Origin of the sequence: Spiribacter pallidus (assembly GCF_040838495.1) — a bacterium.
GTDB classification, from domain to species: domain Bacteria; phylum Pseudomonadota; class Gammaproteobacteria; order Nitrococcales; family Nitrococcaceae; genus Spiribacter; species Spiribacter pallidus.
Genome location: NZ_JBAKFM010000001.1, coordinates 206,362 through 221,212, shown reverse-complemented (window position 1 = coordinate 221,212; position 14,851 = coordinate 206,362). Strand labels below are relative to the sequence as shown.

Below are 14,851 nucleotides of genomic sequence, written 5' to 3'. Positions count from 1 at the left end.
ATGCGTATTATTCTGGACCAATAAAGTCCACTTCGATTGATGCCGCCAGGAGAGCCGTCCGTGGTTGCCACTGCCCGTTCGCTGCCGCTTCTCAGCCGTCTTGCCCTGGGCCTGCGCCGTACCGGTGCATGGCCGGTGATCATGGCAGTGATTGCGCTTCTGGTCTCGTTGCCGGTGCTCACTGTCCTGAGCCAGATATTCGTGCCGGCGCCGGAGATCTGGTCGCATCTTGCCAGCACCGTTTTACCGCGTTATCTGCTTAATACCGCCGGATTGACCCTGGGCGTTGCGGTGGGTGTGCTGGTCATCGGTGTGGGCACCGCCTGGCTGGTGGTGATGTGCCGGTTTCCGGGCCAGCGCTGGTTTGAGTGGGCGTTGCTCTTGCCACTGGCGGTGCCCACCTATGTGATCGCCTACGCTTACACCGACTTCTTTCAGTTTGCCGGCCCGCTGCAGTCGTTTTTGCGCGAGACATTCGGCTGGGGCGCGGGGGATTACTGGTTTCCGCCCATTCGCTCGCTGGGCGGGGCGATTGCGTTGCTCACCCTGGTGCTCTATCCCTACGTCTATTTGCTGACCCGGGCGGCCTTTCTCGAGCAGTCGGTCTGTGTGCTGGAAGTCGGACGAACCCTGGGGCGCGGGCCATGGCGGCTGTTTGCAACGGTGGCGGTGCCACTGGCCCGTCCGGCGATCGCCGGCGGCGCGGCGTTGGCGTTAATGGAGACCCTCAACGAGTTTGGCGCAGTGCAGTTCTTTGCCGTGGATACCTTCACCGCGGGCATCTATCGGACGTGGTTCGGGCTCGGCGAGCGGACCGCCGCCGCGCAGCTTGCCGGGGTGTTGCTTTTGTTCGTGCTTTTGCTGTTGGTCATCGAGCGCGCCTCGCGGGGCAAGGCGCAGTTCTTCCATACCTCGAGCCGCTATCGTGAGCTGCCGCGCTACGAGCTCAGCGGTGCGCGGCGGTGGCTTGCCACCACGGCCTGTCTGTTTCCGGTGGCGCTCGGTTTCCTGCTGCCGGCGGGGTTGTTGCTGGAGATGAGCTTGACCAACGGCGATCAGCAGCTCGGCTGGGGATTTCTTGGTTATATCTTCAACAGCGTATCGCTGGCCACGGCGGCGGCGCTGGGGGCGGTGGGCCTGGCGGTGGTGTTGTCCTACGGAGTCCGGCTTTCGGGGTCCGGTTTCAGTCAGGCCATGGTCCGGGTCTCGGCGATGGGCTATGCAATCCCCGGGGCGGTTGTCGCGGTGGGCATCCTCATCCCGCTGGGCTGGCTCGACCAGCGGCTCTATGGCCTGCTCCACGGTGAGTGGGGCTGGGATGTGGGGCTGGTGCTCACCGGCACCGGCTTTGCCCTTGTCTATGCCTATCTGGTGCGTTTTCTCGCGGTGTCCTACAACGCCGTTCAGGCCAGTCTGACCAAGGTCACGCCCAGTATGGATGCGGCGTCCCGCACCCTCGGGCGGACCGCCGGCGGCACACTGCGTCGGGTCCATGCGCCGATTATCCGTGGCAGCCTGCTGGGTGCCGGTATCCTGGTCTTTGTTGATGTCATGAAAGAGCTGCCGGCGACCATCATCCTGCGCCCGTTTGATTTCACCACACTGGCCGTGCGCTCTTACGAGCTGGCATCGGATGAACGCCTCAGCCAGTCCTCGACCGCGTCCCTGGCCATCGTGCTGGTGGGGATCATCCCGGTGATCCTGCTCAGTCGGGCGATGCGTCGCTCGCGGCCGGGTTCCGGGGCCGGGGAAGCCTAGAGCGGAAAGACGAACGCCTGGCTGGCGTCGAGATGGACGTCGATGGGGTCGTCACGCTCGGGCAGGTAAACCCCCGGGATATGGGCGTGCATGTGGAATTCATCGTTGCCCTGGTGCACACACAGATGAATGAAGCTGGCCCCACCGAGTAGCCGCGACATCAGCACATGGCTGCCGGTATGGTCCCGCGGGCCGCTTCGCTGTTCCACGCGCAGGGCCTCGGGCCGGATCAGTACCTGTGCCTGGCTGCCCTCGGGCAGGTGTTGCGCCTCGACCGGGCCGACCGGTGTCTCGACACGGCCATTGGCCACCACGCCCTGGAGTTCGTTGACATCGCCAAAGAACCGCACGACAAAAGGGTCGATGGGGTGGCAGTAGATTTCGGTCGGGCGGCCCTGCTGGATAATCCGGCCGTTGCGCATCACCGCGATCCGGTCGGCCATGAAAAGCGCCTCTTCCGGGTCATGGGTCACCAACAGGGTGGCGGTGCCGTTGCGTTTGAGCAGATGCAGCGTGTCATCGCGAATACGATCCCGCAGTCGCGCATCGAGCCCCGAAAACGGCTCGTCGAGCAGCATGATACGGGGCGATGGGGCGAGGGCCCGGGCCAGGGCCACCCGTTGTTGCTGGCCGCCGGAGAGGACATGCGGGAAGCTCTCGGCGAAAGGTGCCAGCCCCAGCTGTGCCAGCAACGCCCGTGCCCGCTGCTCGCGCTCTTTGGCAGAGAGCTTGGGCAGGCCAAAGCAGACGTTTTCGAGCACGCTGAGATGCGGAAAAAGCACCGCATCCTGGAATACCAGTCCGACCTGACGCTGCTCGGGCGGCGTCCAGGTGCTGCTTTGCGAATCCGACATCAGCTGCTCGCCGATTCGCACCCGTCCGTGTTGTGGACGCTCCAGCCCGGCAGCGAACCGCAGCAAGGTGGTCTTGCCGCAGCCGGATGGCCCCAACAGGCAGACCAGCTCCTCGGGCTCGACATTCAGGTTGATGTCTTCGGCCGCTGTCACGGTGTCGAAATCGTGGCTGATGTGCTCAAGCGCCAGTGCCTCGCCGGCCGGATAGGGGCAGGGTGACTGCACGGCCGAGACACCGCCGGCGGGGAAGCGAGAGACCAATGGATCGTGCTGTGCGCTCATGGGCAAAGTGTCGGCGATCGGGCCGGCCAATTGCAAGCGATTCTCATTGGGGTTGACCCGGGGGCAGCGATGGGGTGGAATGCCTCTCAGATGCGAATGGTTCGCATCCTCATTTAAATTGCAACGTTTTAAAGGAGAACCACCCATGGCAAAGCGGACCCACACCACGGCATGGATGATCGGCCTGGGGCTCGCCACCGGGGCGAGTGTTGCGGCGGCGCAGACGCTCAACCTCTACACGGCGCGGCACTACGACTCCGACGAGGCGCTTTATGACGCTTTTACCGATGCCACCGGCATTGAGGTGAATGTCCTTGAGGGCGATTCGGACCAGCTCATCGAGCGAATCCGCCGCGAAGGGGCGGCCAGTCCGGCGGATGTGTTCATGACGGTCGACGCCGCGCGTCTGCAGCGTGCCGAGAACGCCGGTATCCTCGCCCCGGTGGACTCCGAGGTGCTGGAGTCGCGTCTGCCGGCTGCACTCCAGCACCCGGATGATCTGTGGTTTGGCTTCAGCGAGCGTGTCCGAGTGGTCTACTACAACACCGATGTCTACGACGAGCCGCCGCTCGAGCGGTACGAGGATCTCGCCGATGCGCGTTTCGATGATGAAATCTGCATCCGCTCGTCGAGCAATGACTACAACCAGTCGCTGGTCGCCTCGCTGATTGCCGCCAACGGCCTCGAAGCGACAGAAGCCTGGGCCGAGGGCCTGGTGGAGAACATGGCCCGTCCGCCGCAGGGCGGGGATACCGATCAGCTCCGGGCGGTTGCCGCGGGCGAGTGCAGCCTGGGTGTGGGTAACCACTACTACTACACCCGTCTGGAACTCTCGGACGATCCGCAGGATCAGGCCGTGGTCGACACCACCGCGCTGTTTTTCCCCAATCAGGATGACCGGGGGGCGCATCGCAACATCGGGGGTGCGGCGCTGGTGGACGGCGCACCGAATGCCGATGCGGCGGTGCAATTCCTGGAGTTTCTCGCCTCTGACGAGGCTCAGCGGATGTTCTCGATGGGCAATAACGAATTCCCTGCCGTGGACGGGATCGAGCCCATTGAGGCGCTCCAGCCCTATGCCGATCGCCGGCTTGATGACCTGAACGTCGGCGTGCTGGGCGAGAACAACGCCCAGGCGGTGCGGCTGATGGATCGGGCGGGCTGGCGTTAAGCCGCCGTTTGTAGACTGACTCTCTCCCCTTGGAGTGCTGGCCGTGGTCGGGGCGAACCCGTCCACGGCCTTTTTTGTCCCAGTCAGTGATCAGCGGCAGGCGTGTCTGCCGGGGTATGATCATTCAACAACCAACAGGGGACGGTCATGACCATTCCAGTGCTTATCATTTTGGCCGCGGTCGCGGCGATTGTCGTTGCATCGTTTCGGGTCTTTCGCGAGTACGAAAGGGCGGTGATCTTTCTGCTGGGCCGGTTCTGGAAGGTCAAAGGGCCCGGATTGCGGTTGGTCATCCCGATCATCCAGCAGGCGGTCAAGGTCGACCTGCGGTTGATCACCCTGGATGTGCCCTCGCAGGATGTGATTTCGAAGGATAACGTGACCGTGAAGGTCAACGCGGTGTTGTATTTTCGCGTAATGGACCCGGAGCGCGCCGTCATTCATGTCGAAGATTATTACGCCGCGACCAGTCAGCTGGCCCAGACCACGCTGCGATCGGTGCTCGGCAAGCATGATCTCGACGAGATGCTCTCTGAACGGGATAAACTCAACGCCGACATCCAGGAGATCCTCGACACCCAGACCGACGCCTGGGGCATCAAGGTGGCCAATGTCGAGATCAAGCATGTGGATCTGGACGAGTCGATGATTCGCGCGATCGCCCGCCAGGCCGAGGCCGAGCGAAACCGCCGGGCCAAGGTCATCCATGCCGAAGGCGAGTATCAGGCCTCGGAACAGCTCCTGCAGGCCGCCCAGGTGCTCGCCGAGAACCCCCAGGCCATCCAGTTGCGCTATCTGCAGACCTTGAGTGACATTTCCGTGGATAACGCCTCGACGATCGTCTTTCCGGTGCCCATGGACATGCTCAAGGCGCTGGGGCCGAATGCGCTGGGGTCGAACCCGCTGAAACCCAATCCGGAGCCCGAAGCATGACCCAGGCCCCCGAGGCCGACCGGATCGCTGCCTTCGTTGATGCGTTGTGGATGGAGCGGGGCCTGGCAGAAAACACCCTGGCCGCTTACCGGAGTGATCTGCAGGGCTTTGCTGCCTGGCTGGCGGCCCATGGGCAGACACTGCTGGCCGCCGATCGCGGCGATGTGATGGGCTATCTGGCCTATCGGGTGGGGCATGGCGCCAGCCGCCGCAGCAGCGCGCGGCTGCTCTCGAGCCTGCGGCGGTTCTATCGCCACCAGCAGCGCCAGGGCGCGGTCCGCGAGGATCCTACACAGCGTGTCGACGCACCGCGGCCGGATCGGCCGCTGCCCGGGGCACTGACCGAGGCCGAAGTCGAGGCACTGCTACAGGCGCCTGATCGACAGACCGACCTGGGGCGACGCGACCGCTGCATGCTGGAGGTGCTCTACGCCACAGGGCTGCGGGTCAGCGAATTGGTGGGTCTGCGGCTTGACCAGGTCAATCTGCGCCAGGGGGTAGTGCGCATCACCGGCAAGGGAGGCAAGGAGCGCCTGGTGCCGCTGGGCGAAACGGCGGTGGACTGGCTGGAGGATTACCTAGCCAGCACCCGGCCGGGGTTGGCCCCGGCGGGTCGCAGTGATGCGGTATTCGTCACCACTCGCGGTCGCGGCATGACCCGGCAGGCGTTCTGGTACCGAATCCGCCACCACGCGCAGCAGGCAGGCATCCAACGGGCGCTCTCACCCCATACGCTTCGCCACTCCTTCGCCACCCACCTGCTCAACCACGGGGCAGATCTGCGGGTGGTGCAACTGCTGCTTGGCCACAGTGACCTGTCCACCACCCAGGTCTACACCCATGTGGCCCGCGCCCGGCTGCAAGCGCTGCATGCCGAGCATCATCCACGAGGCTAGCGCTCGAGCAGTTCCAGTTTGCCGCTTTTGCCGTCCCATTGTTCGGCATCCGCCGGTGGATCTTTCTGTTCGGTGATCACCGGCCACTGCTGGGCGAGTTCGGCGTTGAGTTCGAGAAAGTGGGCCATGGACTCCGGCAGGTCGTCCTCGGAGTAGATGGCCTCGGCCGGGCATTCCGGCTCGCAGAGGGTGCAGTCAATGCACTCGTCCGGGTCGATGGCCAGAAAATTGGGCCCCTCGTGGAAGCAGTCCACCGGGCAGACTTCGACACAGTCGGTGTATTTGCATTTGATGCAGTTTTCGGTGACGACGTACGTCATGAGTGACTCCACAGGCAGTGGTCAGAGGATATCGTGACCATAGGGGGCTGCACCGATCGCATCAACCTAGCGGCGGTGGGGTTTAGTCACCGCCATCCACCAGGCCGCGCAGCCGATAGAGCGCCTCGAGCGCTTGCCGAGGCGTCAGGGCATCGGGGTCGAGCTCGCGCAGTGCCTCATGGAGCTTGTCGCGATCATCCGAAGGCGCGGCAAACAGGGGTAATTGCGGGGTGTTGTCGGGCGTCGATTCCAGCTCGGCGAGCTTGCGCCGGGCGGCCCGCAGGACATTCGTCGGCACACCGGCGAGGGCGGCGACCTGCAGTCCATAACTCTGATTGGCCGGCCCGGGTCGGACGGTATGCAGAAAGACGATCTGCTCGCCGTGTTCCACTGCTTCGAGATGCCGGTTGACGGCCTCCGGATACTGATCCGGCAGCGCGGTGAGTTCGAAGTAATGGGTGGCAAACAGGGTGAAGGCTGAGATCGTCTGGCAAAGGGCTTCGGCGGTGGCCCAGGCCAGTGCCAGACCATCAAAGGTGCTGGTGCCCCGGCCGATCTCATCGAGCAGCACCAGGCTGTTAGCGGTGGCGTTATTCAGGATATTGGCGGTTTCGGTCATCTCGACCATGAACGTCGAACGCCCCCCGGCGAGATCGTCAGAGGCACCGATGCGGGTGAAGATGCGATCCAGCGGCCCGAAGCGCGCCGACTCGGCAGGGACAAAGCTGCCGATATGGGCCATGAGCGCCAGCAGCGCCACCTGCCGCATGTAGGTGGATTTGCCGCCCATGTTGGGCCCGGTGATGATCAGCATGCGCTGCTGGTCGTCCAGGACCACATCGTTGGGGACGAACGGCTCGGTGGTGTTCTGCTCGACCACCGGATGCCGTCCGCCGCGGATGTCCATGCCGGGTCGGTCATCCAGTTGCGGGCGAACGTAGTCGAGGGCGGCGGCCCGCTCGGCGAGCGCGGTCAGACTGTCGAGTTCGGCCAGCGCCGCCGCCAGGCCCATGAGGCTGTCAAGATGATCGGCCAGCCAGGCGATGAGCGCCTCGAAGAGGGCCTTTTCGCGGGCCAGGGCCCGCTCGCGGGCGGAAAGCACCTTGTCCTCGAAGGCCTTGAGCTCGGGGGTGATATAACGCTCGGCGCCCTTGAGGGTCTGTCGGCGGATGTAATGGGCGGGGGCCTGGTCGCTCTGCCCCTTGCTGATCTCGATAAAGTAGCCGTGAACCCGGTTGTAGCTCACCTTGAGATGGGGGATCCCGGTGGCTTCACGCTCGCGGTGCTCCAGGTCGGTCAAAAAGCCATCGGCGTTGCGCGACAGGCCGCGGAGCTCGTCCAGCTCGTTGTCATAGCCATCGGCGAGGACACCGCCGTCACGGATGACCACCGGCGGTTGTTCCACCAGCGCCGAGGCGAGCCTGTCGAGGATCGAGGGCTGAGGGCTTGCCGCCGCGGCCAGCTCGCGGAGTCGCGGGTCGGCGAGCGGCTGCAGTGCGTCGGCCAGCGCCGGTAGCGTTTGCAGGGTGTCACGCAACCCGGTCAGATCCCGGGGGCGGGCACTGTTGATGCCGATACGCGCGGCAATACGCTCGATGTCCGCCGCGCGACGGAGCTGTTCGCGAATGAGCAGATAGTCGCCGCCGAGCAGCGTTTCGACCGCTGCCTGGCGCTTTTCAACGACGGCCTGGTCACGGAGCGGGCGATTGATCCATCGCCGCAGTGCGCGGCTGCCCATGCCGGTGACGGTTGTATCGAGCACCGCCGCCAGTGTCTGTTCGCTGCCGCCACCCAGGTTGCGTTCGAGCTCGAGGTTGTGACGGCTGGCGGCATCGATGGCGATCGCCGCATCGCTGCGCTCGATGCCCAGATGCTGAATATGCGGAAGGGCCGAGCGCTGGGTGTCGGTGACGTAGGCGAGCACCGCGCCGGCCGCGGCGATGGCCATGGGCATGGCCTCGACGCCAAAGCCACTGAGATCACGGGTGGCGAAATGCTCCACCAGCCGACGTCGGGCGCTGTCCGACTCGAAATGCCAAGGGGGACGGCGAGTGACCCCGCCGTGGTGATGGGCGATCCAGTGGTCCGGCTGATCGTCACTGAGCAGCATCTCCGCCGGATCCAGCCGCGCGAGCTCTGCATCGAGCGCTGCCTGTCCGGTGCCTTCCATGACGGTAAAGCGCCCGGCGGCAAGCTCCAGGCTGGCGAGCCCCCAGTGATCGGGTGTGCCGGCAATCGCGGTGAGCAGGGCGCTGCGGCGCGCTTCAAGCAACGCGTCATCAGTCAGTGTGCCGGGCGTGACGATACGGACCACCTCTCGCTCGACCGGTCCTTTGCTGGTGTTCGGGTCGCCGGTTTGCTCGCAGATGGCCACCGACTCGCCGCGGGCCAGCAAGCGAGCCAGGTAGTTTTCGTAGCTGTGAACGGGCACACCGGCCATGGGGATCGGCGCCCCGGCCGACTCGCCGCGTTGGGTGAGCGTGATATCGAGCAATTCTGCCGCCCGACGGGCGTCTTCATAGAAAAGCTCATAGAAATCACCCATCCGGTAGAAAAGCAGCGTCTCGGGATGCGCTGCCTTGATGCGCAGATACTGCTGCATCATCGGGGTATGGCGGGGGGGTTCGGTCATCCCGATACTATACGAACTGACCACTCCCGGCGGCCAGCCAGTCGCTGATCGATCGAATCCGATCCGGCTCGATGCGATGCCCAAGCTCATCCAGCAGGGCCCGGGTAATGCCCTCGGCGTCCAGTATCGGGCGCGGGTCAATCCAACCGCCATCAATGAGCCACTGCTCGAGTTGATCGATGGCATCGCGCTTGAGACGCGGGATGGCTCGATCCCTGAGGGCAGCGACCACCCGGGCGCCGTCCCCGCCCATTTCGGTGGCCTTTTCATCCACCCGCTCGAGCATCTTCTCCGATAACGCACCCGAAGCGACGAGCGCCTCTCGGTCAATCGGTCGCCCTCGGCCCTGTCGGGCCAGTTCCAGCCAACGCCGTGCGATCACCAGGCGCTCGGAAAGATCGTCGGGAAGCCGGTTTCTGGCGCGGGCGCTTTCGCCGGCGGGGCTTTGCAGCCAGACCTCAAGCGGGCCCAGGGTGTCGATCCGCCAGGTATCGAGCAGTTGATGCAGGCCGGGCAGGTGGTCGCGGAGCAGATGGAACAGATGGATCGATTCGGCGGGCCTGGCAAGATCCACCGCCGGCACCTCCAGTGTCACGGCATAGGCGACCGGGTCCATGCCATCCGGTGACGGGACGGATGGCCGGGTGGTCGTGACAAACCGGTGGCCCGGGCGACGCCGGCTCCGTCTCTGCGCCGCCAGATCAATGCAATGCGGTGTCTCGCCGGTGGCCGCCGTCCAGAGCTGGATGTCCTCCTGGCGCGTGGTCAGATAAAGGATCTGACGCCCATCGGCGGCTGCCAGCGAGGCAAGGTTGCCGGCGATCGCGGTGAAGCGCTCGGCGTCGGTGTTGGCAAGGGCTTCGTCCAGGGCCAGGGGCAGGGCGGGGCCACCCCGCTCGTGGCTTCGGGCCCAGGCTAGACGGGCGGCGAGCAGAAGCTGCATCCGGGTGCCGGCCGAGAGCTCGTTCAGCGACCGGGTGGTCGCGGCACGCAGATCCCTCGCCCGGGGGTGGTGCTGCGCGTCTACGACCAGCGACCACTGCCCCTGGGTGAATGCCTCAAAGCGTGTCCTTGCCTCGCGAATCAGTCCAGGCTCGTGGTTGCGGCGGTAGTCCTGCTCGATCTCATCCAGCAGCCACGCCCCCAGCGTGGCCTCGATGTGGCGCTCACGACGCTGGGCCAGCTGCTCGGCCAGTCCGGTGGACTCGGCCAGTGCCGTGGCAAGCGCATCGTCATCGCCGGCCTGCTCGAGGTCGCGTTCGATTCGGGCAATCCGGGTGGTCAGATCATCCAGTCGATCGGCGATCTGTTGATGCGTCTCGAGCGTTTGCCGCAATTCGCGATCGTCATCGGCCTGCGCCTGGGCGAGCAGGGCTGCATCGTCCTGCAGGGGCAAGGCCAGTTGCCGTTCGGTCTCGCGGGCCTGTTCAAGACGTTGCCGGGCCTGCTGATAGGCCCGGTGCTGTTCGGTGAGCCTCGCCAGCCCGGTCTGATCGTCCGGATCGATTTGCAGTCGCGCAAAAAGGCTGGTCTGTGACTCGACGACCACGGCCCTTCGTGACATCGCCTCATCGCGACGCGCCTGAAGTGATTCGCGGGCCTGTCTGAGCTGTTCGAGATCGCGCAGCCGGTCATCCAGGTCCTGGATGGTTTGCTGGATGGCGACCGGGTCGGTGGGAACCGCTATCAGCCACGGCGCGAGTTCGTCCTGGATGGCGGCGAGTCGGGCGTCGTATTGTGTCTGGGTGGACCGGCGTTCGGCGTCAATGGCCTGCACCCGGGTCCGGGCTTCGTCCAGGGCCCGAGTCAGGCTCAACAGCCTGGGGATGCCCACGTCGCGGTAATCCAGGTCGCCGATGCCGCTTTGCGACAGCAGCTCACCAAGCTCTTGTTCGGCCGCCTCACGATGGGCCGTCGCCGCCCGGGCGCCCTCCGTACCGCCGAGCAGCGGCGATACAACCACGAGCAGGCCGGCGATTGCCCCGGTTGTTGCCGCGAGGGTGATCAACGGCAGATTGGCCGTCCAACCCAGCCCGGCCGTTACAAGGCCCGCGGCGGTGGCAATCGCACCCAGGGCCTGACCAAGGCGGCCGGTCGTGGTGGGTTTTCCGCCCAGGCGGAGGGTCCAGGCGATGGCTTCGTTGCGTCGTTGCAGGGCATGACCAATGGACTCGATGGTCGCCGGGTCGATGACCGGCGGGTCGGACGGATCGGCGCCCAGTGCATCGGCGGCGGCCTGGCGTTCGCCTTCGGCGGCAGCGAGCTGCCTTTGCAGCCGATCCAGCCGCTCGGCCAGTGGCCACAGCGCCTCGAGACGTTGCCGCAGCGTGGCAATCAGCGACCGGCTGATCCGGCTCTCGGCCAGCCCGGTGTCTTGCTGGCGTTGCCGGTTCTCCTCGAGGGTCGCATCAATGCGCGCTAGCTCGGTGTCAATCTGTTGTCGCTGGGCGGACAGGGTGCGGGCCTGTTCGTCTTCATCGCCCCGCATGGCGGCCATTGTCTCGGGAAACGTGGCCAGTGCCTGCTCGGCGAGGCGGCGGTTGGCGATCGCCTGATGCAGCTCCCGGGCTCTTTGGATGCGCACAACCGTTTCCGCCGCCGATCGGGCCTGGCGTTGTTCGGATTTGAGTCCTGCCAGTGTCTCGCGTTCGTCCTCGAGGGCCTGGTATGCCCGCTCGGTCTTTTGCCAGCGGCTCCGGGCCTCGCGCCAGCTCTGATACAGCCCGCGGGGGAATGGCTCGGCCTGGATGCCCGCGGCGCTGCGAACATGTGCGATGTCGATGCCACCGGCAAGGGCCGCCTGGAATCGGCGCCGCAGCTGGTCCTCACGTTCTTCGTCGGGTGCCAACAGGCTCTGTGCATCCAGCCAGTAGCAATGCAAGGCCTCGGGGTCCGGTGCGATCGGCGGGTCGGTTGGCACGCCGGCCCGACTCCAGCGCTGCTGGGCGCCTTGACGGCTCAGCTGCCACTCGGTGGTGCCATCAACCAAGGTGGCGGCGAGGCTCAGTGCCGTGGGGTCGCCGCGCCGGGGCGGGGCCAGCAGCAGATGCAACGCGCGGATTAAGCTGCTCTTGCCAACGGCGTTGGGGCCCACAATAAAGTTGACGCCCGGCTGAAAGTCGTCGAGGTGGATGGGGTCAATGCCCGGCAGCGAACGGATGTCAATGCTGGCCAGTCGCATCAATCGCGCTCCGCGGCCAGCATGGCGCGCAGGGCCGCCAGGCCGCGCTGCTGCAACCACTCGGCAATGGTCTCTGCATCCGGTACTTGACCGGGCAGGCGCTGCCACTGCCCCTGTCGCTGTGCATCGTTGGCCACGCGGGCCGCGGACTGGAGGATCGACTGTCGCTCGGGGTCGGTCGCCGGCCGCGCGAGGATCTCCAGTCGACGGGCCAGCAGCCCGGGTTGGTCATCCCGGCGGGCGAGTTGACTCAGCGCAATGGTGGGCTGGGTCTCGAGCGTCCAGCGTTCGAGAAACCATTGACCGGCATAACCGGCCGGGCACTCGTGCACCTGATCCCGGTTGGGCAGCGCCGCGGCGACATCACCATCGGTGTAGTCGGACTCGCCGGTCAGGGTGACCTGCAAGGCATACAGATCGGGGGCGCGAGCGGCCTGTTCAGGAGCCGTTCCCAGCGCCTTCTCGAAGGCAGTGAGGAGTCGCCCTTCGATGCCATCGACGCTGTCCGTGCCGGTCAGATCGACCCTGAGGGGTGTCCACTGGATGGGCGCAAGCGCCCGCTGTTCAAACCGGCTGATCTCGCCGTTGGTCACGTCGATACGCCAGGGGCCCCGGGGCCCCTGGTCTCCGGCGTCAAGTCCGCAGACCGTCCCCAGGTAGCCGTACGGGCTTGCCGCGCTCAACGAATCGGGTTGGTGGATATGCCCGAGCAGCCAGACATCGACCCCCGAGTCGGCCAGTGCCTGGCCGGATACCGGGGCATAGGGGCTTTGCAACTGATCGCGATCGCAGTGCAGAACACCGACGTTCAACCGGCCCGGCCGGGCGCCGGGAAAATCAACCAAAGGCGAGCGCTCGACCCGTGGCTGGGGGAATGACCAGCCCCAGAGCACCACACTGTCCGAACGGGCGCGATCATAGACCTCAATCGCCTGCCACTCGCCCTCGGCGCCGAGCAGCTCGGCATCAGGGACCCGCTGGATCAGACGAGGTAACACCTCAACGTCATGATTGCCGCTGACAAGACAGGTGCGAATACCCGCGGCGGTCAGCTGCTGAATGCCGCGTTGGAGTCGGGGCAACGCCTCAAAATAATCCCGGCTCGATTCCACGACATCGCCTGCCAGGATCACCGCATCGACGGCCTCGCCAATGGCGCAGTCAATGAGTCGCTGCCAGGCCTCGGCCGGTGCATAGTCGATGGCATGTCCCGACACGGCATCCGGAAGGCGGCCCGGACGACGGCCCAAGTGCAGGTCTCCGGCGGCCAGAAGTTTGATGGTCATGGCCGGAATGCTCGGACATCCACTGCCCGGATACAAGAAGGCCGGCGTCCGATTGTCCGGACGCCGGCCTGATGGCAGCTGCCCGCGCGCTTACTGGCGGGTGTCGCGGACGCGGTTGCGAGTCGCGTGGAACTCGGCGGGCTCGCCGCTGCGCTGCGAGATACGAATGCTCCCGAGCGGCTGTGCGTAGATGGTGGTCAGCTGCTTTTCATCCACCCTGGGCTGCCGTGCCGGGCTGAAACCCAGATCATCGCCCAGCCGGCGATCCAGCTGGTTGAGGGTTCCGCTGCGGCGTGCGCGGCGGCGGCCACGCAGCCACTGGCTGATCGCCCGTGACAGCCCCATCGGCGGCATGGCCGGCATGTAGATGCCCGTGCCCTCGTGGTTGACCCCTTCACGGAGGTTGATGGCGGTGCGGCGGCGGATATGGTCAAAGGCCATGGTTTTTACCTCCGTTTGTACTGTTCAAGCAGTGGGTTACAGGTGTTATTCGCTTTGGATTGTCAATATTGTCAGGGAACGGAGTTGTTCAGGCAACTGAAAAAGACTAAACTTTGTCATCAATTAGATTGATCAAAAGACAGCGGCTTTCGGAGGAGGCCGATATGGCAACACCCACCGCCGCCAACTCGCCGCAGGGACTGCCGCTGCTGGATATGGACATCCTGCGGACGTTTGTGGCCATCTCGGAGACCGGCAGCTTTACACGGGCCGCACAGCAGGTGTTCCGGACGCCATCGGCGGTCAGCATGCAGATCAAGCGACTTGAAGAGATGCTAGGCCGGGCGCTTTTTGTGCGCGAGCCCCGGCAGATCAGCCTTACCCCCGAGGGCGAGACCATGCTCGGGTATGCGCGGCAGTTTCTCGAGCTCAACGACGAGGCGGTCGGGCAGTTTCTCTCGCCACAGGTCGGCGGCACTGTGCGGCTGGGGACACCCGATGACCTGGGTACCCGCGTGCTGCCCGGCATTCTCTCGCAGTTTGCGCGCAACTACCCGGCCGTGCAGGTGAACGTCCGTGTGGGTCGCAGCCCGGATTTGATCCGCCGTCTGGATATCGGTGAGCTTGATATCGCCCTTTTGATTGCCGAGGCCGGGCAGCGCCCTCATCCAATGGCCGAGCCCATCTACCGCGAACCGCTGGTCTGGGTGGGCCGCGAGGGGGGTGTCGCGCTTCAGCGCGCGCCGCTGCCCCTGGCAGTGGCCGATCGTGGATGCCCTTGGCGGCGAATGGCACTGGAGTCGCTCAATCGCAGCGGTCATCGTTACCGGATTGCCTATACCTGCGAACACACCGGCGCCCAGGAGGCAGCGATCCTGCAGGATATCGCCGTGACGCCGTTTCCACGCAGTCTGGTTCAGTCGCCGCTGCGAATCCTCGAAGAGGACGAGGCCGGTTTGGGGCCGCTGGGCGACTACGAAGTGCTACTGCTCCACCTGCCGGCGCGCGGCGCCGCCGTTGAGGCATTCGCCGAGCATGTCGTGGAGCACTTCTCTGGACTGGGGCCCGGGCAAACGACCCCGGCGACAAACTGAACA

The 14,851-nt window shown here is 65.3% G+C and carries 11 protein-coding genes; 5 read left to right on the top strand and 6 right to left on the bottom strand.

Going from position 1 to position 14,851, the window contains the following annotated elements; translation table 11 throughout:
* The first annotated feature begins 60 nt into the window (after window positions 1-60).
* On the top strand, window positions 61-1,758 hold the full coding sequence (locus tag V6X73_RS01060) for an ABC transporter permease (RefSeq protein WP_367958175.1): 1,698 nt from the start codon (window positions 61-63) through the stop codon (window positions 1,756-1,758).
* Here the strand turns inward: V6X73_RS01060 and V6X73_RS01055 are convergent.
* Window positions 1,755-2,894 carry an ABC transporter ATP-binding protein gene (locus tag V6X73_RS01055; RefSeq protein ID WP_367958176.1) on the bottom strand — a complete coding sequence of 380 codons (1,140 nt, stop codon included), beginning with the start codon at window positions 2,892-2,894 and terminating at the stop codon, window positions 1,755-1,757. The two genes, V6X73_RS01060 and V6X73_RS01055, sit on opposite strands and share 4 nt — an antisense overlap.
* Before the next feature lie 145 nt (window positions 2,895-3,039).
* Between V6X73_RS01055 and V6X73_RS01050 the strand changes: the two genes are divergently transcribed.
* The 3 genes from V6X73_RS01050 (at window position 3,040) to xerD (ending at window position 5,894) form a co-directional block, all read left to right on the top strand.
* Complete coding sequence (locus V6X73_RS01050) at window positions 3,040-4,065, top strand: Fe(3+) ABC transporter substrate-binding protein (RefSeq protein WP_367958177.1); 1,026 nt, start codon at window positions 3,040-3,042, stop codon at window positions 4,063-4,065.
* 147 nt (window positions 4,066-4,212) lie between these two features.
* Window positions 4,213-4,998 (top strand): slipin family protein, encoded by a 786-nt coding sequence (locus V6X73_RS01045; RefSeq protein ID WP_367958178.1) that lies wholly within the window; start codon window positions 4,213-4,215, stop codon window positions 4,996-4,998.
* Window positions 4,995-5,894: a site-specific tyrosine recombinase XerD gene (xerD, locus tag V6X73_RS01040; RefSeq protein ID WP_367958179.1), complete on the top strand. Its 900-nt coding sequence runs from the start codon at window positions 4,995-4,997 to the stop codon at window positions 5,892-5,894. The genes V6X73_RS01045 and xerD overlap by 4 nt, the downstream gene beginning before the upstream one ends.
* Here the strand turns inward: xerD and fdxA are convergent.
* The 5 genes from fdxA to V6X73_RS01015 form a co-directional block, all read right to left on the bottom strand.
* Window positions 5,891-6,214: a ferredoxin FdxA gene (gene fdxA, locus V6X73_RS01035; RefSeq protein ID WP_367958180.1), complete on the bottom strand. Its 324-nt coding sequence runs from the start codon at window positions 6,212-6,214 to the stop codon at window positions 5,891-5,893. The genes xerD and fdxA overlap by 4 nt on opposite strands.
* A gap of 82 nt (window positions 6,215-6,296) precedes the next feature.
* Complete coding sequence (gene mutS, locus V6X73_RS01030; RefSeq protein WP_367958182.1) at window positions 6,297-8,846, bottom strand: DNA mismatch repair protein MutS; 2,550 nt, start codon at window positions 8,844-8,846, stop codon at window positions 6,297-6,299.
* 7 nt (window positions 8,847-8,853) lie between these two features.
* Window positions 8,854-12,027: an ATP-binding protein gene (locus V6X73_RS01025; protein ID WP_367958183.1), complete on the bottom strand. Its 3,174-nt coding sequence runs from the start codon at window positions 12,025-12,027 to the stop codon at window positions 8,854-8,856.
* Entirely contained in the window at window positions 12,027-13,313 is a 1,287-nt protein-coding gene (locus tag V6X73_RS01020) for an exonuclease SbcCD subunit D (RefSeq protein WP_367958184.1), read from the bottom strand. Before V6X73_RS01020 ends, V6X73_RS01025 begins: the two co-directional genes overlap by 1 nt.
* 90 nt (window positions 13,314-13,403) lie before the next feature.
* Entirely contained in the window at window positions 13,404-13,754 is a 351-nt protein-coding gene (locus V6X73_RS01015; RefSeq protein WP_367958185.1) for a hypothetical protein, read from the bottom strand.
* A 164-nt stretch (window positions 13,755-13,918) separates the two neighbouring features.
* On the opposite strand from V6X73_RS01015, the gene V6X73_RS01010 reads away from it, so the two are divergent.
* On the top strand, window positions 13,919-14,848 hold the full coding sequence (locus V6X73_RS01010; protein ID WP_367958186.1) for a LysR substrate-binding domain-containing protein: 930 nt from the start codon (window positions 13,919-13,921) through the stop codon (window positions 14,846-14,848).
* The last annotated feature ends 3 nt before the right edge of the window (window positions 14,849-14,851 follow it).

Bases quoted from the DNA above. Each gene is read 5' to 3' on its own strand.
- mutS (WP_367958182.1), bottom strand. From the start codon at position 8,846: ATGACCGAACCCCCCCGCCATACCCCGATGATGCAGCAGTATCTGCGC.
- V6X73_RS01020 (WP_367958184.1), bottom strand. From the start codon at position 13,313: ATGACCATCAAACTTCTGGCCGCCGGAGACCTGCACTTGGGCCGTCGT.
- V6X73_RS01015 (WP_367958185.1), bottom strand. From the start codon at position 13,754: ATGGCCTTTGACCATATCCGCCGCCGCACCGCCATCAACCTCCGTGAA.
- V6X73_RS01010 (WP_367958186.1), top strand. From the start codon at position 13,919: ATGGCAACACCCACCGCCGCCAACTCGCCGCAGGGACTGCCGCTGCTG.
- V6X73_RS01045 (WP_367958178.1), top strand. From the start codon at position 4,213: ATGACCATTCCAGTGCTTATCATTTTGGCCGCGGTCGCGGCGATTGTC.
- V6X73_RS01050 (WP_367958177.1), top strand. From the start codon at position 3,040: ATGGCAAAGCGGACCCACACCACGGCATGGATGATCGGCCTGGGGCTC.
- V6X73_RS01055 (WP_367958176.1), bottom strand. From the start codon at position 2,894: ATGAGCGCACAGCACGATCCATTGGTCTCTCGCTTCCCCGCCGGCGGT.
- fdxA (WP_367958180.1), bottom strand. From the start codon at position 6,214: ATGACGTACGTCGTCACCGAAAACTGCATCAAATGCAAATACACCGAC.
- xerD (WP_367958179.1), top strand. From the start codon at position 4,995: ATGACCCAGGCCCCCGAGGCCGACCGGATCGCTGCCTTCGTTGATGCG.
- V6X73_RS01025 (WP_367958183.1), bottom strand. From the start codon at position 12,027: ATGCGACTGGCCAGCATTGACATCCGTTCGCTGCCGGGCATTGACCCC.